The organism is Prevotella sp. khp7 (genome assembly GCF_900109055.1).
GTDB lineage: Bacteria > Bacteroidota > Bacteroidia > Bacteroidales > Bacteroidaceae > Prevotella.
In genome coordinates this window covers 26,251-48,755 of record NZ_FOIV01000001.1, presented here as the reverse complement: position 1 = coordinate 48,755, position 22,505 = coordinate 26,251, and the positions used below count along the sequence as shown (strand labels likewise).

The 22,505-nt window shown below is 47.4% G+C and carries 16 protein-coding genes; 6 read left to right on the top strand and 10 right to left on the bottom strand.

Annotated elements, in window-relative coordinates; translation table 11 throughout:
- Positions 1 to 195 precede the first annotated feature (195 nt).
- The 4 genes from BMX82_RS00200 (at position 196) to BMX82_RS00185 (ending at position 7,650) form a co-directional block, all read left to right on the top strand.
- The gene (locus BMX82_RS00200) at positions 196 to 3,150 is read left to right on the top strand and encodes a SusC/RagA family TonB-linked outer membrane protein (protein ID WP_255396539.1); all 2,955 of its coding nucleotides are present in this window, start codon (positions 196 to 198) and stop codon (positions 3,148 to 3,150) included.
- Between the two features lie 59 nt (positions 3,151 to 3,209).
- The gene (locus BMX82_RS00195) at positions 3,210 to 4,949 is read left to right on the top strand and encodes a RagB/SusD family nutrient uptake outer membrane protein (RefSeq protein ID WP_036911907.1); all 1,740 of its coding nucleotides are present in this window, start codon (positions 3,210 to 3,212) and stop codon (positions 4,947 to 4,949) included.
- A 57-nt stretch (positions 4,950 to 5,006) separates the two neighbouring features.
- Positions 5,007 to 5,429 (top strand): SusF/SusE family carbohydrate-binding protein, encoded by a 423-nt coding sequence (locus BMX82_RS00190; protein ID WP_051949771.1) that lies wholly within the window; start codon positions 5,007 to 5,009, stop codon positions 5,427 to 5,429.
- A gap of 67 nt (positions 5,430 to 5,496) precedes the next feature.
- A complete protein-coding gene (locus BMX82_RS00185) occupies positions 5,497 to 7,650 on the top strand; it encodes a glycoside hydrolase family 97 protein (protein ID WP_374933686.1) in 2,154 nt (717 codons plus the stop codon).
- 82 nt (positions 7,651 to 7,732) lie between these two features.
- Here the strand turns inward: BMX82_RS00185 and BMX82_RS00180 are convergent, their stop codons facing one another.
- Complete coding sequence (locus BMX82_RS00180) at positions 7,733 to 9,265, bottom strand: phosphatase PAP2 family protein (RefSeq protein ID WP_036911904.1); 1,533 nt, start codon at positions 9,263 to 9,265, stop codon at positions 7,733 to 7,735.
- A gap of 155 nt (positions 9,266 to 9,420) precedes the next feature.
- Here BMX82_RS00180 and BMX82_RS00175 point away from each other — a divergent pair, with 155 nt between their 5' ends.
- The gene (locus BMX82_RS00175; protein WP_218142007.1) at positions 9,421 to 10,107 is read left to right on the top strand and encodes an alpha/beta fold hydrolase; all 687 of its coding nucleotides are present in this window, start codon (positions 9,421 to 9,423) and stop codon (positions 10,105 to 10,107) included.
- Positions 10,108 to 10,173: 66 nt separating this feature from the next.
- Here the strand turns inward: BMX82_RS00175 and axeA1 are convergent, their stop codons facing one another.
- Genes axeA1 through deoD form a run of 4 tightly spaced genes read right to left on the bottom strand, consistent with a single transcriptional unit; the run spans position 10,174 to position 15,516 of the window.
- On the bottom strand, positions 10,174 to 11,613 hold the full coding sequence (gene axeA1, locus BMX82_RS00170; RefSeq protein ID WP_091765050.1) for an acetylxylan esterase AxeA1: 1,440 nt from the start codon (positions 11,611 to 11,613) through the stop codon (positions 10,174 to 10,176).
- A gap of 28 nt (positions 11,614 to 11,641) precedes the next feature.
- Positions 11,642 to 13,072 (bottom strand): L,D-transpeptidase family protein, encoded by a 1,431-nt coding sequence (locus BMX82_RS00165; RefSeq protein ID WP_091765046.1) that lies wholly within the window; start codon positions 13,070 to 13,072, stop codon positions 11,642 to 11,644.
- Positions 13,073 to 13,091: 19 nt separating this feature from the next.
- Positions 13,092 to 14,789, bottom strand: coding sequence for an energy-dependent translational throttle protein EttA (ettA, locus tag BMX82_RS00160; RefSeq protein WP_091765043.1), 1,698 nt, complete (start codon positions 14,787 to 14,789; stop codon positions 13,092 to 13,094).
- A gap of 19 nt (positions 14,790 to 14,808) precedes the next feature.
- Positions 14,809 to 15,516: a purine-nucleoside phosphorylase gene (gene deoD / locus BMX82_RS00155; protein WP_036911896.1), complete on the bottom strand. Its 708-nt coding sequence runs from the start codon at positions 15,514 to 15,516 to the stop codon at positions 14,809 to 14,811.
- 139 nt (positions 15,517 to 15,655) lie between these two features.
- On the opposite strand from deoD, the gene BMX82_RS00150 reads away from it, so the two are divergent.
- The gene (locus BMX82_RS00150) at positions 15,656 to 15,961 is read left to right on the top strand and encodes a Dabb family protein (protein WP_091765039.1); all 306 of its coding nucleotides are present in this window, start codon (positions 15,656 to 15,658) and stop codon (positions 15,959 to 15,961) included.
- Positions 15,962 to 15,999: 38 nt separating this feature from the next.
- On the opposite strand, the gene BMX82_RS00145 is transcribed toward BMX82_RS00150, so the two are convergent.
- The 5 genes from BMX82_RS00145 to pyk form a co-directional block, all read right to left on the bottom strand.
- Entirely contained in the window at positions 16,000 to 16,827 is an 828-nt protein-coding gene (locus BMX82_RS00145; protein ID WP_036911891.1) for a sensor histidine kinase, read from the bottom strand.
- Between the two features lie 116 nt (positions 16,828 to 16,943).
- A complete protein-coding gene (locus tag BMX82_RS00140) occupies positions 16,944 to 17,960 on the bottom strand; it encodes a GGGtGRT protein (RefSeq protein WP_036911888.1) in 1,017 nt (338 codons plus the stop codon).
- Positions 17,961 to 17,975: 15 nt separating this feature from the next.
- Complete coding sequence (locus BMX82_RS00135) at positions 17,976 to 18,677, bottom strand: iron-sulfur cluster assembly scaffold protein (RefSeq protein ID WP_036911886.1); 702 nt, start codon at positions 18,675 to 18,677, stop codon at positions 17,976 to 17,978.
- Positions 18,678 to 18,804: 127 nt separating this feature from the next.
- Positions 18,805 to 20,943: a M3 family metallopeptidase gene (locus tag BMX82_RS00130; RefSeq protein WP_036911884.1), complete on the bottom strand. Its 2,139-nt coding sequence runs from the start codon at positions 20,941 to 20,943 to the stop codon at positions 18,805 to 18,807.
- A 24-nt stretch (positions 20,944 to 20,967) separates the two neighbouring features.
- The gene (pyk, locus tag BMX82_RS00125; protein ID WP_036911880.1) at positions 20,968 to 22,407 is read right to left on the bottom strand and encodes a pyruvate kinase; all 1,440 of its coding nucleotides are present in this window, start codon (positions 22,405 to 22,407) and stop codon (positions 20,968 to 20,970) included.
- Positions 22,408 to 22,505 lie beyond the last annotated feature (98 nt).

Sequence of the window (22,505 nt, the reverse complement as noted above, 5' to 3'; positions counted from 1 at the left end):
ATAATCAAAAGACATTTTTCCAGATGTTTACTACTGGTTTACTGAAAGGAACAATCATAGAATTATATATGTACCTTTGCCGCAAAATTTAATAATCATTCTAAACTTAAAACAATTTTAATTATGAGCAAAATGAATACATTCGACGACAACAGAAGCCGCTCTGTATGCAAAGAGCCTCTGAACAGACGCTTGATGATCAGTCTGCTTGCGCTGCTGATGCCATTAAGCATCCTTGCCCAGGACATCATGGTGCAGGGTGTCGTAAAGGACCAAACGGGTGAGTCCGTGATTGGTGCCACAGTCATGCAAAAGGGAACGAACAACGGAACCGTTACCGACTTTGACGGTAAGTTCTCACTAAACGTTTCCTCTAAAGCCACTCTTGTTTTCTCTTATATCGGCTACGTCACACAGGAGGTAGCGGTAAATGGTAAAAGCAACATGGAAATCGTGTTGGCAGACGACCATCAGGTGCTTAGCGAAGTGGTGGTTGTCGGTTATGGAACAATGGACAAGAAGGAGCTGACATCGGCCATCTCGCATGTGGGCGAAGAAAACTTCCTCACAGTGAGTTCGCTCGACCCTTCGATGATGATTCAAGGCAAAGTGCCTGGTGTGTCTATTACAAACACTGGTGCCGGCGACCCCAACAATCAGGCAAGCATCCAGATTCGCGGTGTCAGCTCGCGTTCGGCAGGCCTGGGGCCGCTCATCGTTATCGATGGTGTGCCTGGCGGCAACCTGACCAACATTAACCCCAACGACATCGCGTCGTTCGACATCTTGAAAGACGGTGCCGCATCTGCCATTTATGGTACACGCGGTTCTAACGGTGTTATCGTTGTGACTACCAAGAAGGGCAGCAAGGACGGACAGGCACATGCCACCTACTCTTCCCAGTTGTCGTGGGACTTTATCAATAAGGAACTGGATATGATGAACGCAGAGGACTACCGCAAGGTACGCCTCGAAAATGGCGATACTGGCGTTGACTTAGGCGGTAACGTAGACTGGCTGGATGAGGTGAGTCGTACCGGTTTTACGCAGCAACACACGCTGACCCTGAGCGGTGGCAACGACAAGAGTAACTATCGTGTGAGCGCCGACTACCGTAAAGCACACGGTATTGACCTGCGTTCCGGTCGTGAGGAATATGGTGCACGAGCAGCTATCATGCACACCTCAAAGGGCGGACTGCTGACCTTCACGGCAAACATCGCACCACGCATCATCTATCGTGACCAGGCCGACTGGGGTGTATTCAAAGATGCCATCGAGGCCAACCCCACCACACCAATTATGGATCCTAATGACCCTATACGCTATTATAATTTCCAAGGACAGGTGGTGGGCAGTAACCCCATAGAGCGTCAACGCTTAGAGACGGATCACGGCGATACCAAGCTTCTTGACTGGGATGCCACCGTGAAACTGAATATCCTGCCGCTCTTCCTCAAGAACAATCAGGGCAACCAAACACTGACCACGCAGCTGATGTTTGCCGACCACCAATATGACAATAATAACAGCTGGTTCCGTCCGTCAACCAGTACGCAAGCCATCAACAATGGTCGCGAGGGCGAAGCAAATCGCTCTTACAAGAAGGAAAGCCAGTATGTGTTAGAGTGGCTGACCAACTATACAGGCAGCTTTGGCAAACACCACGTAAAAGGAATGGCTGGCTACAGTTATCAGTACTCACGGTATTCTGGCTTCAATGCAGAAAACAAAGACTTCCCCAACGACGGTCTCGGTCCCGACAACCTTGGCTCGGGTGAATACGCAAAGGAAGAAGGTGAAGTGCTGATGGGAAGTTACAAAAACGACTCGAAACTGATAGCATTCCTGGGACGCGTGAGCTATGATTACGACGGAAAATACCTCTTCACTGCATCGCTGCGTCATGAGGGGTCTTCAAAGTTCGGTGCCGACAACAAATGGGGTAACTTCCCCGCAGTATCTGCCGGCTGGCGAATCTCTTCAGAGAAGTTCATGGAGAATATGACATGGATTGACGATCTGAAACTGCGCGCAGACTTTGGTGTGACAGGTAATCAGGATTTCGGCAGTTATCTGTCATTGAACACGATGGCGGGTTTCGGCTACTACTATTACAACGGTAAGTACTTCCAGGTATGGGGCCCATCGAAGAATGTAAACCCCGACCTGAAATGGGAGAAAGGTAAGAACTGGAACATCGGTATCGACTTTACGCTGCTGAACGGCCGTGTATATGGCTCGTTCAACTATTTCAGCCGACGTCAGCAAGATCTGCTGGGTAATTATAGAGTATCAGTACCACCCTATCTGCATGCAGAGACGTTTGTAAATGTGGGTACGATGAAGAATTCCGGTTTCGAGCTCGACCTGAATTTCCAGGCAGTCAAGACCAAGAACTTCAACTACGACATCAACGTCATCGGCAGCACTATGAACAACAAGTTTGTTGACTTCAGCAATTCCGAGTTTGTGGGACAGGACTACTATGACGTGTGTGGCACAGAAGCCCCCTATCCATATTATAATCTGCAACGCATTGAAAAGGGAAAGTCGCTGGGAAACTTCTATATGTGGAAATATGCCGGTCATAACTCGGATGGCGAGTGGCTGGTATACGACAAGGATGGTGACATTATCCGCGCCTCACAGGCTAACGATGGTGACCGCCAGAATGTAGGCAACGGTATGCCTAAGTTCACCATGTCGATGACCCACAGCTTCCGCTATCGCAACTTCGATCTCACGCTGTTCTTCCGCGGTGCATTCTTCTACGACATTTTCAACATTCATGATTTCTACTATGGTACCCGAAACTTCACCGGCAATCACCTGAAAAAGGCATACGATAAGAACTTTGCAATAGCCCCAACAGTCAACCCCGTGGTTTGTGACTACTTCCTGGAGCGTGGCGACTACCTGAAACTCGACATGGCAACTATAGGCTACACATTCTACCCGAAGAATTGGAGATTCTTAGATCGTATCCGTCTCTACGCTACGGGTAAGAACCTTATCACACTTACCAAGTTCAGCGGTGTAGATCCATCGACCTATCAGGTTAACGGCCTCACCCCCGGTGCCAACGGCTCGCGTACTTACTTCCCCTCAACACGTCAGCTTATCGTTGGCTTACAGGTGGATTTCTAAAACGAAGAGCGAACAATAAATAGTGAAAAGTGATGAATAACTTGTAAACTAAGAATACAATGAAACCCATACATTATATATTTGCCGCAGCCATCGGGATGACCGCATTGACAGGCTGCACCAATCTGGACGAGACACTCTACGACCAGGTGGGAACACAGAACTACTACAACACGAAAAACGACGTGGTACGTGCAACATTCCGTCCTTTCGAACATGCTTTCTGGAGCATACAGAGCCGGCATGTGCTTAATGAACTGAGTGCCGACCAGCTTATCACCCCCACCCGAGACGGTTGGTGGGACGACGGTGGCAGATGGCGCCGTCTGCACTACCATCAGTGGGACGTAGAAGATGCTGGCGACGCAGAAACAGAATGGAACGGCTGTTTTCAAGGCATCATGCAGTGTAACTATGTGATAGAAGACCTCGAAAAGCTCGATGCCTCAAAATTCGGATTCTCTACAGCAGAGTTCGATAACCTAAAGGCACAGTGCCGTGTACTGAGAGCATGGTTCTACATACGTCTGCTCGACGCATTCCGTCATGTTCCTCTGGCCGTCAGTTTTAACGACATTAGCAAGAACACCGAGACACAAGTGGAGCCCCGTGTCATCTACGACTTCATCGAGAGTGAACTGAAAGAATGCCTGCCACTGCTGGCCGAGAAGACATCACTGGGCGGTGGTAACGGCACCATACAGGGACAATGGACCAAGGCCGGTGCAGCAGCCCTGCTGGTACGACTCTATCTGAACGCACAGGTATATATCGGCGAGGAACACTATACGGAGTGTGCCCAAATAGCCCAAGAGGTTCTTGACGGGAAATATGGCAAGTATCAGGTGGCCGACCGTTGGGATGCTGCCTTCGACTGGAACAACGACGAGTGCGACGAGGTCATCTTCGGCTTCCCTGCAGCACCTGGCTATAGCTACTGGCACTATCAGGGAGACACCTATTGGTGGACAACGCCATCGCAGGTTCATCACTATTTGAACGACTCAAGAAGCAAGGGTGGATTACACAATACGAAGTATGCTGCCTCACCCAGCTATGCGCCCAATGGGAAACTGCTGAACTTTGAACTGGGCATGCCTATCCAGAAGTTCCGTAAATATGACGGTGACCTGCGTCTGAAGCTATACAAGAACCTTGGAGACAGTCGACGTGAGGGTATGTTCTTCTTCGGCTCTCTGGAATATACCGACGAGTCGGGAGCAACCAAGCGTGTCAAGGCACCAGAGGTGGATTATGAACTCTACATCCGCGATGCAGTAGGCAAGTTCCAAGGCATGGCCCCCAACCAATGGCTGACAGAGAGCAGCAGCACGCTACGCGACGGCGACCATAACTCGGGCTGGCATTTCGCCAAATACCCATTCTACAGCGATGAGGATACCCACCAGATGGAGAGCGACTATACGGAGATTCGTTTGCCAGAAATCATCTACTCACTGGCAGAATGTAAGTTGCGCCAAGGTCAGACGGCAGAAGCCGCACGACTGCTCAACAGCGTACGCAGACGCAACTACCCTGCCGACAAACAGGCACAGGCACTTTACGCACCGGAGGGATCTGCTATACTCGACATGAATGAGATGCTCGACGAATGGGGACGTGAATTCTTCGCAGAGAGCCGTCGCCGAGTGGATCTCATACGCTATGGGAAATTCTCTAATAGTACATGGTGGGATAAGAGCGCCGATGCAGACAAACATACGGAGATATTCCCCATTATGCGTACTATTCTGAACGCTAATCTCAATCTGGTTCAGAATCCAGGCTATAATAAGTAAGAGTAAATAAAGTAGAGTTATATGAAACTGAATCGTTTATTTTCCGCACTGGTCTTAATGGTACTGACAATCGGTATGACCAGCTGCGACGGTGAGAAGGATCTCATCATTATCGATGGCAATCTGCCCATCAAAACATCAACATTATATATGGTTGGAGATGCTACGCCCGCAGGTTGGGATATCGGGAACCCCACGGCTTTGGAGGCGACTGCTGACGATCCCCTCGTATTCCAATGGGAAGGACAACTTAACACTGGTGAAATGAAACTGTGTCTCAGCACCGGTGACTGGGGGGCTCCTTTTATCCGTCCTACCGTGAATGGAACGGAGATTAGTCGGACAGCTATCAACGCAGCAGGCTTTGCCATGCATGCCGGGGATCCTGATGACAAATGGAAGATTGTTGAGGCGGGTAAATACCGTCTGACTTTCGACTTGCGCAACTGGACCATGTCGACCACATTCTTAGGTGATTGAAAAGATGACGACAACGGCATTGGCAACAAGACTTAAATATAATTAAATCAACAAACATAATTCTATTATGATACAAATCTTTAAGAACAACATGGTAAGCGCCTGTATATATCTACTCAGCGCAGTAACGGCTCAGGCGCAGACCATCTTTTCGCCCGACGGCAATATCAAACTGGACTTCCAGTTAGAGAATGACGGCGTACCAGCGTACAAAGTCAGTTACAAAAGTCAACCTGTCGTGAAGACGAGCCATTTAGGCTTTGAACTGCGCGACGCCGAGAATCTGATGGATGGATTCTCGATCATCTCCACTGAAACAGACTCTTTCGATGAAACCTGGCAGCCTGTATGGGGCGAGAGCCGTGACATACGCAATCATTACAACGAACTGCTGGTGAAACTAGACCAGACAAAGACCGATCGTCGTATGAACATCCGTTTCCGCGTATACGACGATGGTGTGGGGCTGCGCTATGAGTTTCCACAGGAAGGACGTCTGAACTATTTCGTGGTAAAAGAGGAACACACGCAGTTTGCCATGACAGGTAATCACACTGCATGGTGGATTCCCGGCGACTATGACACTCAGGAGTACGAGTACACCCGCTCACGACTGAGCGAAATACGAAGCCACCTGCGCGGTGCTGTTAGCGGAAACCTCTCACAAACTGTATTCTCAGAGACGGGCGTGCAGACCTCGCTTCAACTGAAGACCGACGACGGACTCTACCTGAATCTCCATGAGGCTGCGCTCATTAATTATCCCGCCATGCATCTCAACTTAGATGACAAGACAATGACGTTCGAGTCGTGGCTGACACCCGATGCCATAGGTGCCAAAGGATTTCTGCAGACACCCTTCAACACACCTTGGAGAACTATCCAGATCACCGACGATGCCCGTAAAATTCTTGCATCTAACCTCATTTTGAACCTCAATGAGCCTTGCAAAATCAAGGATACCAGCTGGATTCACACGACAAAATACATGGGCGTATGGTGGGAGATGATTTCTGGCAAGGGCGACTGGGCTTACACCAAACAGTATCCCTCAGTGAAACTCGGTCAGACCGACTATAGCAAAGCCCGTCCCTCAGGACGTCACTCTGCAAATAACGCCAATGTGCGCCGCTATATCGACTTTGCAGCCGAACATGGTTTCGATGCCGTGCTGGTTGAGGGATGGAACATCGGATGGGAAGACTGGAGCGGCAACTCGAAAGAGATGGTGTTCGACTTCGTAACCCCATACCCCGACTTCGACATCAAGGCACTCAACGACTATGCTCATTCGAAAGGCATTCGCCTCATCATGCACCACGAGACATCATCGTCAGTGATGAACTACGAAAAACACATGGATGAGGCCTACAAACTGATGAACAAGTATGGTTACGACGCCGTGAAAAGTGGCTATGTAGGCGACATCATCCCACGCGGTGAGCATCACTATAGCCAGTTGGAAATTAACCACTACCAACACGCCATTGAGCGCGCTGCCGACTTCCACGTGATGGTGAACGCCCATGAGGCCGTACGTCCAACAGGACTCTGCCGCACATGGCCAAACCTGATTGGTAATGAGAGTGCACGAGGCACAGAATATCAGGCCTTCGGGGGAACGAAGCCCGGTCATACAGCCATTCTGCCCTTCACCCGTCTACAAGGAGGCCCGATGGACTACACACCAGGTATCTTCGAGATGGACGTAACCAGCGGTTCACACTGCAATTCCACCATTTGCGGACAGCTCGCCCTCTACGTCACCATGTATAGTCCGCTACAGATGGCTGCCGACTTCCCCGAGAACTACCAGAAGCACATGGATGCTTTCCAGTTCATCAAAGACGTAGCTACTGATTGGGACGAAAGTATATACCTCGAGGCAGAGCCCATGGAGTACATCACTGCAGCCCGCCGTGCCAAGGGTACTGGTAACTGGTTCGTAGGATGCGTTGCAGGTGAGAAGGCACACACATCGAACCTGAAATTCAACTTCCTCGATGCTGGTAAGAAGTATATCGCCACAGTCTATGCAGATAAGAAGGATGCCAACTACAAGACCAATCCTCAAGCATATATCATCAAGAAAGGTGTTGTAACAGCTAAGTCGGCACTACGTTTGACAGCTGTTCCCGGTGGCGGCTACGCCATCAGCATCACAGAGGCCACTCCGACCAATTTAAAAGGTCTTAAAAGCCTTCCCTCTGTAGTACAGTAGATCACCAGACATAAAAGAAGGGAGCAGTATACACTTTGCTATACTGCTCCCTTTTTAATTGTAATGGCTGCACTATGATAGTTTACCGTTCTGCTCTGGCAGCTTCGAGCAGAGTGCTGTAGTCGGACGTTGCATGACATACAGGATTCATAACACTGCCAATGATTCTGCCTTGAATGATATCGCTGTTCCAATGATATCGAGCAATGGTTCTTGACACAGCAAAATCATTGGCTGCCCTCATAATCAGATCGGCTTTCTGTGGATAGAGTTCTATCATGGTCATAGCAGCTGACCATATTCCTGCAGCATGACCACTGGGATAGGAGTTTGCATACAACAGGTCCTTGGACATATCCTCATATTGCTCTGGCGACTGCACATCAGCATTCGTCCATTTGCCATTCTCATCATAATAGCAGACCTCTATGTCACCTACATCATACGATGCCTTATGACCATCATTATCCTCAATGACAAAACTCGTCAGCACGTTATATCTGTCGTCAGTATACGACTTGCGCAGTCCCTGCTGCGCCTCAGAACAGCCAGGCCTTAATCTGCCATATTCATAATGACCAAGTGAGGCTGTCGCATGTTGAAGTATGCCTCTTGCCGTGTTACCTGCCTTTTGTAATAGCAGAATGAGTGCGGCTATCTTTCCTTCGGGACTGATGGTCTCACCTATGGTTGAAGCTCCGAATACTGCATTGAAGCTATACTTACCGCCAACATTCTTCTTATCTGCTCCGAAGATATGGTGAACATCATTATCTTCGTCAGCAATAGCCTGTACAGCTCTCTGGTCTGGCAAGTTGAACTTGCTCACAATGTTGTTATAGATTTCCATATCAACCTTCAGACAGCCATTGGAGGCTTTCTCATCGGCAATTTCCGGATTTATCCTATTACGATCAGCGAACTGAGGGGCATATGGACCGGGCGCACTCGCCATAAACTTGCGGAGCTCTACGTAGAAAGCATCGTCGGTAACGTGGTCGCGCGACTCTTCCTTGAGCGTCTCTGCCAGCGTCTTCTGATACTTGCTGCCACCTACCTCAGCCCTCATGGCTTCGATATCAGGTTTCTCTGTGGTGTGCATAGCTGCATAGATGGCACTTGCCACAAGGCGCGCCACATTAGGATCTGAATTGAAGCTATAGCCATAAATATTACTATCCATGGTAAAGTCGCCAGCCTCATATCCTGTCTGATATAGCAGATTGCGCTTGGACGGATTGATTTCCGACAACTGCATGGCAGCGAGCCAGCCAATCATCGTCTTATATACATCTATCTTGTCTGCTTGCTTGTCTGTATAGTAGTTATATGCTGTCGGGAAATTCTCTTCCTTATAAAGCAGGGGCAAACCGCAACTACTTTTCCCCTTCGACTGGGCTATAGCCTCTTCTGCCAACTCAAGCAGATATGTATAGGTCTTGCTGTCCTTATGTACATTGACGATACCATCGAAACTGTTGTGAAGCACTTCATCAAGGAGCTCGTCGGCATTTACAACCCGTTCTTCATCATTATTATTGCCGTTATTATTGTTACTATCCTTGTCGCATGACACAAAGAAGAAAGGCAATACAAACAAAAGTATTTTTTTCATATATACAATTCTTTACACCACAATCCCCCTTATTGAGGAAATTGCGTGGGCAAAATTAATGTTTTTATTTTAATTCAGCAACAAATAACAATTTTTTTCTTCAATTCTACACAGATATTGCCGAATATTCCGAATTAATACTTAACTTTGCCGCCATGATAATGGACATTGAGCATTTCTATAGAGAGAGAGGTGAAGGGTTTCCTTTGATTCTTCTTCACGGGAATGGAGAGAACTGCGATTATTTCCAAGGGCAGATAGATGAGTTTGCTAAATCATATCATGTGTATGCAATAGACACCAGAGGACATGGGCAATCGCCAAGAGGCGACAAGCCTTTTACCATTCGGCAATTCGCAGAAGACCTGCTGGGATTTATGGACAAACACCAGATTGAGAAAGCCCATCTGCTCGGATTCTCTGATGGTGGCAATATCGCCATGGTATTTGCCATACAACATCCCGACCGTATCAGCCGACTGATACTCAATGGTGCCAATCTGAATACTAACGGCGTAAAAAGAAGCATACAAATCCCCATTGAGATAGGATATAGAATTGCCCGAGTGTTCGCCCGTTGGCGCCGTTCTGCAAAACTAAAAGCCGAATTATTAGGGCTGATGGTGAATGATCCGAACATATCGCCTCAGGAACTGAAAGGAATACAAGCCAGAACATTGGTCATTGCGGGCACTAACGACATGATAAAAGATGAGCACACAAGACTGATAGCAGAAAACATTCCTGACGCCACGCTGGTAATCCTTAAAGGCAGTCATTTCATTGCAAACCAACATCCTCAGGAATTCAACCAAGCAATTATGAAATTCTTACAAGATTAGCATCCCATAGAAACAAAAAGCCGCTGAGAGGTCAGCGGCTTTAATTTATTCATACCTTCTTTGATTTTACTGTTTCAAAGCATCAGCAATAATCTGAGCCATCTTATCAGCACCCTGACCATTAGGATGAATACCATCTGTCATCATCAGCTTCTCGCCACCTTCAAACAGCGTGTGCAGGTCGATGACATTCAATCCATACTTTTTGGCAACCTCCTGCTGAACAGGAATCACGCCATTAACAATAATGGAGTCGTTGATATCCCAGGTTGTCTTCTCTGCCTTGATGGGTGTACAGAGGAATATCTGAGGCTTTGCAGGAACTGTGGCAGCTGCTTTCTTACCTTTCTTCTTGGCAGGTTGCAACAGGTCTGGACGTAAGGTAGTAATCATTTGTTCCAAATCCTGACGGAACTCAGCACCAAACAGCCAGTTACGGCCTTTCGAATCATTGGTTCCCAACTTTATCACTACGATATCAGGCTTAAAGGCAAGCGCATCTTTCCATGCCAACTCATTCATATAGGGATAATCACCCTTATTCAGCATAGTACGGGCGCTCACACCGAAATTCTTCACCCAGTAGTCGCTACCCAGTTTTTTCTGCAACAAAGCGGGATATCCGTATGCCGTAGCCATATCGAGACCATGGCCGTCGGTAATGCTGTTACCAATACAAGCCACACGGACAGCATCCTCCTTCGGGGCCTGATGAGCTTTCAGCCAATTACCGATATCCGTCAGCAACTGGTCGTGATATTTGAACCAAGGTCCAAAGCCGAAACCATGATCGCCTGTAGGATATACATACATGGCGCAATCGTTACCAGCCAGACGCATTGCCTTATAATACTCCAAACCATTGGTAACAAACGGTACCAGACGGTCATCACTAGCCGAGATAATCAATGCTGGAGGGGTCAGATGGCGACGTACTGCGTTCATGGTAGAGAAATCACGTACTAACGCGGGATCTTTCAAGCCCTCCTCACCCAAGAAATTGATGCACGACCACTTATGGCTCACCTTCTGATCCATAGAAATAACCGGATAGAACAGAATTGAGAAGTTTGGACGAGCATCGAAGTCGGCATGCGTAGAGACAACAGAAGCCAGATGTCCGCCAGCCGAGAAGCCCATGATACCTACATCATTTGGATTAACACCCCACACCTTGGCTGAGTCACGAACAGTGCGGATACCATTCATCACATCGCTCATAGGCTTCATGCGATCGCCCTCCGGCAAACGATAGTTCACTACGAAATAGGCAATACCTTGTTTGTTGAGCCAATCCGATGCCATCGTTCCCTCATGGGTGTTTGAAAGTACCGAATAGCCGCCACCAGGCACACCTACTATAGCTTTGCCACAAGATGTCTCAGGCAAGAAACACACCATCTGCGCCTTTCCGTCTTCTGTCAGGTCGAGCGTAAACTTCCTTGCTGTCTGGGCTTGAACCATCACAGCCGAGAGCAGCATACCAATAACAAAAAATTTCTTCATGTTGGTAAGTTGATAATAATTTAAGTTTTTATTTTATTAAGAATGTTCCTATCTCTTTTTCTATCACCTCATCATATTTATAGATGTCTGGCCACAGTTCCACCTTACCCGTGGCAGGGTTCGGATAGGCTGTGTAATATACAATATATACAGGCACTTTCGAACTCACATCCAGATACTTGACAAGTCTGATGGGCTCGCCGGCATGAGCACTCAGATAAGTCCTACCCTGCTCTGTCTCTGGTCTGAGATCCATCGACAGCCTCAACTTGTCTTTCGTCCACTCGTCAAGCTCAGGCAACAGGAAACATGCCATATCAAATGGCTTCTGTATTCTTACACAACCATGCGACAGCGTTCGTTTGTCGCGCTGGAATGCACCACGATTATTTGTATCGTGAAGATACACAGAGAAGTTATTGGGGAAACGGAACACAATCCTTCCAAGCGAGTTGCCTGCGCCCCCTTTCTGCACCACTCTCACATTGCCCGACAATAGTCTTTCCTTACTCACGTTAGCAGCATTCAGCGTATCATTCGACTCACGTTCAACAATCGAGTATTTATTACGGGCGAAATACGCCGAGTCGCCGCTATGATGAGCCACGTCGGTCTTGATAATATTGAAAGGAATCACCCATTCGGGGTTCACCTGTATATGACTAATGGCACTATGCAGCAATGGTGTCTTCGTAGCAAATGCGCCACAACATATCTTCATATCAAGAACCGAATCGCCACCAACAGCCCACAAATGCTGCGCTGCAATATTTACTAACACACATTTCTCCAGCCTCTCAGGGTGTTTCATCTGCCAGCGGCATCGTTCCATGTTGATGGCTATCTTCCTGCGCTCAAGCTTGTCTGTTGTCTTTGCCAACTGATTCTTCAACGCCTGATAGACGTAATTATCGGTCTGCGAAGCCTTCAGGTATGCCATACGTTCACCAGTGGCCAGTTTCTGCTGTGCCTCAGTATCATCAGCAGTCTTCACTTCGTAATCAAACAGTCTGGCAAAGCCTTCACCCCCCACCTTGTTATCCAGTCGGTTCAATACTTTGTCTGGTTGCATGAATCCATACCTCAATCCCGTTGTATAGCTAACGTATGCCTGGGTCAGATGATCATCGAGCCGTTTTAACACCTCGTTGATGCTCTGTCCTATTGAATCGAATGCCAGCGTCTTGACGATAGCCATATCCTCAGCTATCTGGGGCACGAAGAAGGCAGTAGTATCAAGTCCGTTCTGAGGCAGTTCGCGGCGCAGGTATATCAACATCGAGTCTGCCTCATCTACCATACCCATACGGGTGAACCATGTTCCCTGCACATCGCTGTCCAAACTATCTACATAGGTACCAAAGGCCGATTTATCCGCCTCAGACAACTGCCTGTTTCCATCACCACAGGAGGCCACAAGCAAGCCACTCAAGAGCACCACACCCCATCTCCGTTTCATGCTCTCATTAATTTAGTTCTTATTCTTCCATCAACTTGCGATAACGGGCACGCTTAGGCTCTTCAAGTCCAAGACGCTGAGCCTTATTGCTCTCATAATCGCTGTAGTTTCCTTCAAAGTAGAATACTTTTCCATCACCCTCAAAGGCCAGTATATGTGTACAGATACGATCCAAGAACCAACGGTCATGACTGATTACGACGGCGCAGCCAGCAAAGGCCTCAAGACCTTCCTCTAAAGCTCGTAACGTATTGACGTCAATATCGTTAGTCGGCTCATCTAAAAGCAGAACATTACCTTCCTGTTTTAGTGCAATAGCCAGATGCAGGCGGTTACGTTCACCACCAGAGAGTACACCGCACTTTTTCTCTTGGTCGGCTCCGCTGAAGTTGAAGCGCGACAGGTAGGCACGTACATTCACATCTTTGCCACCCATGCGGATGCTCTCGTTTCCACCGCTTACTACCTCATAAACCGACTTGTTCGGATCGATATCCTTGTGCTGTTGGTCTACATATGACAACTTCACCGTCTCACCCACATCGAAGGTTCCCGCATCAGCTTTGTCTAAACCCATTATCAGTCGGAACAATGTTGTCTTACCAGCGCCATTAGGACCTATCACACCCACAATTCCATTAGGAGGTAATACGAAATTCAGATCCTTGAACAGTTCTTTTTCTGGGAATGACTTCGCTACATGTTCTGCAACAATCACCTTATTACCCAAACGTGGACCATTGGGTATGAAAATCTCCAGCTTCTCTTCTTTTTGTTTCTGCTCCTCATTCAACATCTTATCGTATGAGTTCAAACGAGCCTTACCCTTAGCCTGGCGGGCTTTCGGAGCCATACGTACCCACTCTAACTCACGCTCCAGCGTCTTACGGCGCTTAGATGCCTGTTTTTCTTCCTGAGCCAATCGCTGACTCTTTTGTTCCAACCAACTTGAGTAATTGCCTTTCCAGGGAATGCCCTCGCCGCGATCCAACTCTAAAATCCATTCAGCGACATCATCGAGGAAATAGCGGTCGTGAGTTACGGCAATCACTGTTCCTTCATATTGCTGCAAATGCTGCTCCAGCCAGTCTATGCTCTCAGCGTCAAGATGGTTGGTAGGCTCGTCGAGCAGCAGCACGTCGGGTTTCTGCAACAACAGACGGCATAAGGCCACACGACGGCGTTCACCACCTGAGAGCGTCTTCACGCTCCAATCACCTGGCGGACAGTTCAGAGCGGCCATCGCACGATCCAACTTTGAGTCCATATTCCAAGCATCGGTAGCATCAATAATGTCCTGAAGTTCAGCCTGCCGCTGCATCAGCTTATCCATCTTGTCGGCATCCTCGTAATACTCTGGCAATCCGAATTTCACATTAATCTCGTCATATTCGGCTAATGCGTCGTATACGTGCTGAACACCTTCCATCACGTTCTCCTTTACAGTCTTCTCCTCGTTCAGAGGCGGATCCTGTGGCAGATAGCCCACCGAATAGCCGGGACTCCACACCACCTGTCCCTGAAACTTATCGTCAAGTCCGGCTATAATCTTCATAAGCGTAGACTTACCAGCACCATTCAATCCGATGATACCGATTTTCGCGCCATAGAAAAAACTCAGGTAGATGTTCTTTAATACTTGTTTCTGATTCTGCTGGATGGTCTTGCTTACACCGACCATCGAGAAGATTACTTTCTTATCATCAACTGTTGCCATTCAATAATAGTTGTTTTATTTATATCAATGAAAATGCCACATCCATCATGTGGGTAAATGTGGTCTGTCGCTCCTCAGCCGTAGTTGCCTCACCCGTCAGTATATGGTCTGATATGGTGCAGATTCCCAGCGCCCTGTTGCCCGAACGGGCTGCATTCATATAAAGGGCAGCAATCTCCATCTCTACGGCCAGCACGCCCATATTCATCCATTTCTCATTCTGCGGATTTTCGCCATAAAAGTTATCTGAAGAGAACACATTTCCTACTTTATAGTTATAACCAAAGCGCTCACAGGCCTCAGCAGCGTCTCTCACCAGTTCAAACGTAGCTATCGGGGCATATAACCCAGGCAGTCCGTACTGGTTCACATAGTTCGAGTTGGTACAAGCGCCCATGGCAATAGCTATGTCGCCTATATGCAGATCATATGAGATAGAACCTGCAGAACCAACACGAATGATAGTCTTCACGCCGTAAAAATTGTAGAGTTCGTAGGTATAGATGCCAATAGAAGGCATACCCATACCATGCCCCATCACACTCACACGCTTACCCTTGTATGTGCCTGTATATCCCAACATGCCTCTGACGTGGTTAAACTCCACAGGAGTGTCGAGATATCTTTCTGCCATAAACTTGGCTCTTAGCGGATCGCCAGCCATAATTACCGTTTCGGCTATCTCGCCGAACTTAGCCCCTATATGGGGAGTTGGTGTTGTTGCCATCTTTTATTGGTTTGGGGTTATTCGGGGCAAAGTTACGTTTTTTTTTGCTAATTGGGGCTGTTTTTGCCATAAAATCTTTGTTAGCCCAATTATTTTACCTATTTTTGCACCATTATATATATCAAACAATAAAATAATTATGGTTAAGCACATCATTCTCTGGACGCTCAATCCAGAACTTTCTGAAGAAGAAAAAGCCAGCGTTAAGGCTGGCATCAAAGCTGGCCTCGAAGGGCTCGTAGGCAAGGTTCCCGGTCTGCTCGACGTCAAAGTTCATATTAACGGCCGTTTGGCCTCATCAAATGCTGACGTGATGCTTGACAGCACCCTCGAATCACCAGAGGCCTTGAAGGGGTACGCTATTCATCCCGACCACGTGGCTGTGGCCAACAACAAAGTTCGTCCTTACACTGTTCAGCGTGCCTGTCTGGATTTTGAAATTTAAAATAAATCCCCGCCAGCTTGGCGGGGATTATTCTTCTTTTATAAATCCTGATACTTGTGGCGCATTCTACAGCCGAACCATATAGAGGCTGTAGTTCCTTTATCTGGTTCTGATGTGATTGACATCTCTCCACCCAACGCTTCAACAATTGATTTGCAGATAGAAAGTCCAAGTTCGTTAGTACGATTCGACAAAGTGAGCGAGTCCTCATTCTGCAACACTGAATACGAGCCATCAAGGACTTCCTTAGGCATACACTCACCCGTATCTGTAATAACGACTCTGAGTCCTCTACGCTCATACCCGTAATTAAGGGTTATGCAACCTTTTTTGGTACGATGGGCGGCATTATTCAGCAGGTTCATCATCAGCTGATGCATTAAGTTTGTATCAAGCCTTGCCTTACAATGAGGCGACAGATCCGACCTTACAAGCACACTCACCCCCGAATTCACCACATGCAGCACCTCTCTGCGATACGACGCCATCATCTCTGCCAGATTCACCTCTATCATAGTGAATGAAAGCACACTGCTTTCAAAGTTCGACAGTTCAAGCAATTGCGAAATAAAATAAAAAAGCTGCTGACCATTTTCGTTAATATGCGTAGCTACCTCTTTTATCTCTTCGCGATTCATATCGCCCTGCTTATCCATCAGTATCACGTCGCTAAAGCCTATAATGGCATTCAGAGGTGTACGCAAAGCATGACTCACATTAGCCAGGAAAACCGACTTAATGCGCTCACTCGTCTGAGCTCGTTTAATCTCACGACGTAATTTCTTTACATAGAAATGACGTACTATCAAAAAACATACTCCCAAAAGCACAAATAGTGCTATCACGATAATAAGTTTGCAGTCCATAGTTAATTAATATTGGCTGCAAAGATAGTAAAAAAATAAAAAATAAAAGAATGATATAGATAAATAAACAAAAAATCCCCACCAACAGGCAGGGATTCTTTATTTTAACATGATACTTACTTCTTGTTGATAGCAAGATCGATAGCTACTGCTACAGATACGGTAGCACCTACCATTGGGTTGTTACCCATGCCAAGGAAGCCCATCATCTCTACGTGAGCAGGAACAGAAGAAGAACCTGCGAACTGAGCGTCTGAGTGCATACGACCCAGCGTATCAGTCATACCGTAAGAAGCAGGACCAGCAGCCATGTTATCTGGGTGCAGAGTACGACCAGTACCACCACCAGAAGCTACTGAGAAGTAAGGCTTACCAGCGAGTACGCGCTCCTTCTTGTAAGTACCAGCTACGGGGTGCTGGAAACGTGTTGGGTTGGTAGAGTTACCAGTGATTGATACGTCTACGTTCTCCTTCCACAGGATAGCTACACCCTCACGAACATCGTCGGCACCGTAGCACTTAACCTTCAGACGGCTGGGGTTGTTGCCATAAGGAACCTCCTTAACAACGTTCAGATCACCAGTGAAGTAGTCGAACTTGGTCTGTACGTATGTGAAACCGTTGATACGGCTGATGATCTGGGCAGCATCCTTACCAAGACCGTTCAGGATAACGCGGAGAGGCTTCTGGCGAACCTTGTTAGCCATCTCAGCAATCTTGATAGCACCCTCGGCAGCAGCGAAACTCTCGTGACCAGCCAGGAATGCGAAGCACTCAGTCTCCTCGCGGAGCAGACGAGCGGCGAGGTTACCGTGACCGATACCTACCTTACGATCGTCGGCTACTGATCCGGGGATACAGAAGCTCTGCAGACCGATACCGATGGCCTCAGCAGCCTCGGCAGCTGTCTTTACGCCCTTCTTGATGGCGATAGCAGCACCACAAACATATGCCCATTTAGCGTTCTCGAAACAGATCAGCTGTGTGTCCTCACACATCTGATATGGATCTACACCTGCCTTTTCACAAATCTCATTGGCTTCCTCGATAGAGTTGATGCCATTCTCCTTCAGAGCAGCAAGAACCTGGTTGATACGGCGCTCCTGACTCTCAAACTGTACTTTTCTAATCATTGTCGTATCCTCCTATTATTCTTTACGTGGATCAATTGCCTTAACTGCACCCTGCTCCTCGGTTGTACGACCGTAAGAGCCAGTGAACTTCTTCAGAGCCTCGTTAGCGTCCATGCCGTTCTTAACAGCCTCCATCATCTTGCCGAGGTGAACATACTCGTAACCGCAAACCTCGTTGTTAGCGTCGAGGTACTGCTTTGTGATGTAACCCTCAGTCAGCTCCAGATAACGTGTACCCTTAGCTACTGTACCGTAGAGAGTACCAGTCTGTGAGCGAAGACCCTTACCCAGGTCCTCAAGACCAGCGCCGATAGCCAGACCGCCCTCAGAGAAAGCACTCTGTGTACGACCGTAGACAATCTGCAGGAAGAGCTCACGCATAGCAGTGTTGATAGCATCGCAAACCAGGTCAGTGTTCAGAGCCTCGAGGATAGTCTTACCAGGCAGAATCTCAGAAGCCATAGCAGCTGAGTGTGTCATACCTGTACATCCGATGGTCTCTACCAAAGCCTCCTGAATAACACCGTCCTTAACGTTCAGGCTCAGCTTACAAGCGCCCTGCTGAGGTGCGCACCAGCCGATACCGTGGGTGTAACCAGAAATTTCCTTGATTTCTTTTACTGCAACCCACTTGCCCTCCTCGGGGATAGGTGCAGGTCCATGGTAAGCGCCCTTACAAACGCTACACATGTTCTCCACTTCTTTTGAATAAATCATTGATAATAAAACATTTAAATGTTAAACAACTTAATATTTCCTATTTTGACGGACAAAATTACTTCAATTTTTTGATTATCCCGACTTAGGCACATATCATTTAGGAATAATTAACGATACACACACATCAGAGACCACGATACTTCAGAAAGCCTGATGCGTCTGGCTGCTTCATGCCTGTGAAGTCAGTAAACATTTCCATCTGATCCTTAGTATTGCCACGACTAAGCACCTTTTCACGGAACGCCTGACCTGTAGCAGGGTTCAGGGCACCTAGTTTCTGGAATGTGTCAGCTACATTCACAGCAAGCACTTCAGTCCACAGATAACTATAGTAACCTGCGGCATACCCTCCACCCCATACATGGTTAAAATATGAGGTGCTGTAACGAGGAGGTATCTGAGCATTAAGCAGACCAATACGATCCAACGCCTTAGTCTCAAAGGCATCAGCCTCGTCGGCTGCAGGAATTTCGCACGATGACAGATGATGCCAGGCCAGATCAAGACAAGTTGCAGCAAGATTCTCGCCTAAAGCATAGGCTGCGTGGAAATTAATACTACCCAGCATCTTCTCTTTCAAATCGGAAGGCATCGGCTCACCAGTAATGGCATGTTTGGCATAATGATCGAACACCTCTGGGATAGAGGCAAACGACTCGTTGAACTGTGAAGGCATCTCTACGAAATCACGGGCTACAGATGTACCGCTAAGCGTGTTATACTGACAGTTGGATAGTATGCCATGAAGCGCATGACCGAACTCGTGGAAAAGTGTGGTTACTTCGTCCCAGCTAATCAGCGTGGGCTGTCCTTCAGGAGCCTTGGCTGAATTGGTAACATTGAAGATGATAGGCAACTGTCCACGTTCAATACTCTGCTTGGCGAAACCATCCATCCATGCACCGCCACGCTTAGTGGGGCGACGATAGAGATCGCTATAGAACAAGGCGATGGGTTTACCACTCTTATCGCGCACCTCAAACACCTTCATATCGGGATGATAGGTAGGCAGATCGGTACGAGGAATAAACGAAAGCCCATAGACCAGACTGGCGGCATAAAATACGCCGTTCACCTGTACACTGTCGATGTTGAAATATGGCTTCACCTCATCATCAGAGATACTGAATTGTTCCTGTTTCATCTTGGCCGAATAATAAAAGCGGTCGTAGGGCTGAAGCTCGAAATCTGCTCCTTGGGTTTTACGAGCATAAGCCTCGATGGCCTGAGTCTCAGCATCAGCCTTGGGGCTATATTCACTAATGAGATTCCTCAAAAAAGCATACACATTATCTGAATTCTTTGCCATTGTACGTTCCAATGAATATGAGGCATAATTATTATACCCCATAATCTCGCCCATCTCAGCACGCAATTTAGCAATCTCAACGACAATAGGATATGTGTTATATTTACCAGACCCATCAGCACGATGACGGGAGGCCTCGTAGACACGCTTTCTAAGATCTCGATTGTCAAGATTAGTCAGAATAGCCTGCTGTGTGGTATTAACGATAACAATGGCATAAGGAGCCTTACCGCCACGACTTTGTGCATCCTTGGCACACTGAGCAATATCCGCCTCGCTAAGACCTGCGAGATCTGCCTTGTTGTCAACCCATACCACAGCGTCGTTGGTGGCATCCGGGAGCACAGTACCCCATTGCTGCTGCAATTCTGCTATACGCATATTAATCTGCTTCATACGTTCCATCTTATCATCAGGCAAAAGAGCTCCTGCACGTACGAAACGTTTATATACAACTTCAGTTAGGCGTTGGTCTTCTCCCGAGAGTTTAGAGAACTCGCGGTCGTAGACGGTTTTGATACGCTGGAACAAAGCCTTATTAAAGTTAATCTCATTAGCGAGCTCTGTACGCAGAGGCGTCACCTTAGCTTCTGTCTCGGCAATGACAGGTGTCTTGTGAGCATCAACGAGGGCATCGAAAATGCGGGTAACACGTTCGTAAAGTTGACCGCTCTGCTCAAAAGCGAGAATAGTATTCTGGAATGTAGGAGCGTCCGGATTATCTACTATTTGTTGTATTTCTTCACGTTGCCGACTGATAGCCTCTTGAATTGCAGGAAGATAGTCGCTCTCTTTTATCTGTTTGAAGTCTGGTGCCCCGAAAGCCAGTTTACTAGGCTCAAGCAAGGGGTTACGACGTATTGTCTGATTACTCATCTCTAATGGTAAAACGGCAGAGGCCTGAAGCGACAATGCGCCCAAGCCAAAAGTTAAAATAAAGGTAGAAAGTTTCATAAATTATATTACATTGTTAGATAGCTATTTCTTAGGGGTATGGAAGCGATAGTTGTTAGTGAACATCTCGCGCACTGTGTTAATTTCAAGAAGTTTGGTACCTCCGCCCTCTCCCACGTTACCACTCAGGTAGGCAATCTTATCATTCTCCTCTACATAGCCTTTCTGACGGAGCATGCGTACTGCAGCCTGAAACAGTGCATCGGGAGCGATATGTTCTTTCTGGTAGACGGGAATCACGCCATAAGAAAGGTTGAGTAAGCGCTGGAGTTTGTCGTGATAACAAATGGCCAACACTGGGTTGGGACCTCGGAAAGCAGCCAGATTACGAGCTGTATCACCTGTATTGGAATCGGTAATGATACCCTTCACACCAAGTTTCTCTGTAGCCTCTATCGCTGAGTGAGCCATGAACTCACGGATATCACAATTAGCCGACAATGGCACTTCAATATCATTTTCACGCATTTTATCCTTCTCTGCCTGTTCGGCAATAGCCGACATCGTCTGTACAGCCTCAACAGGATACTTACCGCTGGCCGTCTCGCCTGAGAGCATCAGAGCGTCGGTACGATAGTAGATGGCATTGGCTATATCAGTAACTTCTGCACGCGTAGGACGAGGATTATTAATCATGGTGTGAAGCATCTGAGTAGCCACAATCACAGGTTTCTTAGCATGTACACACTTACGGATAATCTGACGCTGAATACCTGGAATGCGCTCAATGGGTACCTCTATACCCAAGTCGCCACGAGCAATCATGATGCCATAAGAAGCCTCGATAATCTCATCGATATTGTCAACACCCTCCTGATTCTCAATTTTCGAGATAATCTTGATGTCCGAATTGTAGGCATCAAGAATGGCCTGTACGGCACGGACATCAGCAGCTGAGCGTACAAATGAATGGGCAATAAAATCAATATCCTCGTGTATAGCAAGCATGATGTTTTTACGATCTTTCTCTGTAAGTGTGGGCAGATCGATATGTACACCTGGTACATTGACACTTTTGTGAGCTCCCAGCACACCATCATTCTTAACTTGAGCGATGACGGCAGGACCATTGACACCGATAACCTCCATGTCGAGGGCGCCATCGTCGAAAAGCACATGACAGCCCTCATGCACGTCGGCTGCAAAGTTTGAGTAAGAAAGGTTTATGATGTCGTGAGTAGTGTCCATTTCTGGACGACCGAAGATTTTCACAACGTCACCCGTCTTGTAAGTGATGGGAGCGTCACATCCTGTGGTGCGCACCTCAGGTCCTTTTGTGTCGATGAGAATGCCAATATGCTTACTCACGCTCCTTACATTCTTAATAATCTGCTTGATACCCTGCTCGTCGGCATGGGCTGTGTTCATCCTGACAACATTCATACCCGCCATAAACAACTTACGGATAAACTCCGCATCACATCGGCGGTCACTGATGCTAGCAACAATCTTTGTCTGTTTCATAAATATATGCTCGATTTTATGGTGCAAAGATACAAAAAAAGGGGCAAAGAGAGGCGATTTTCATCAATTTTTGAAAAAAAAACGGGAAATATTTCGGT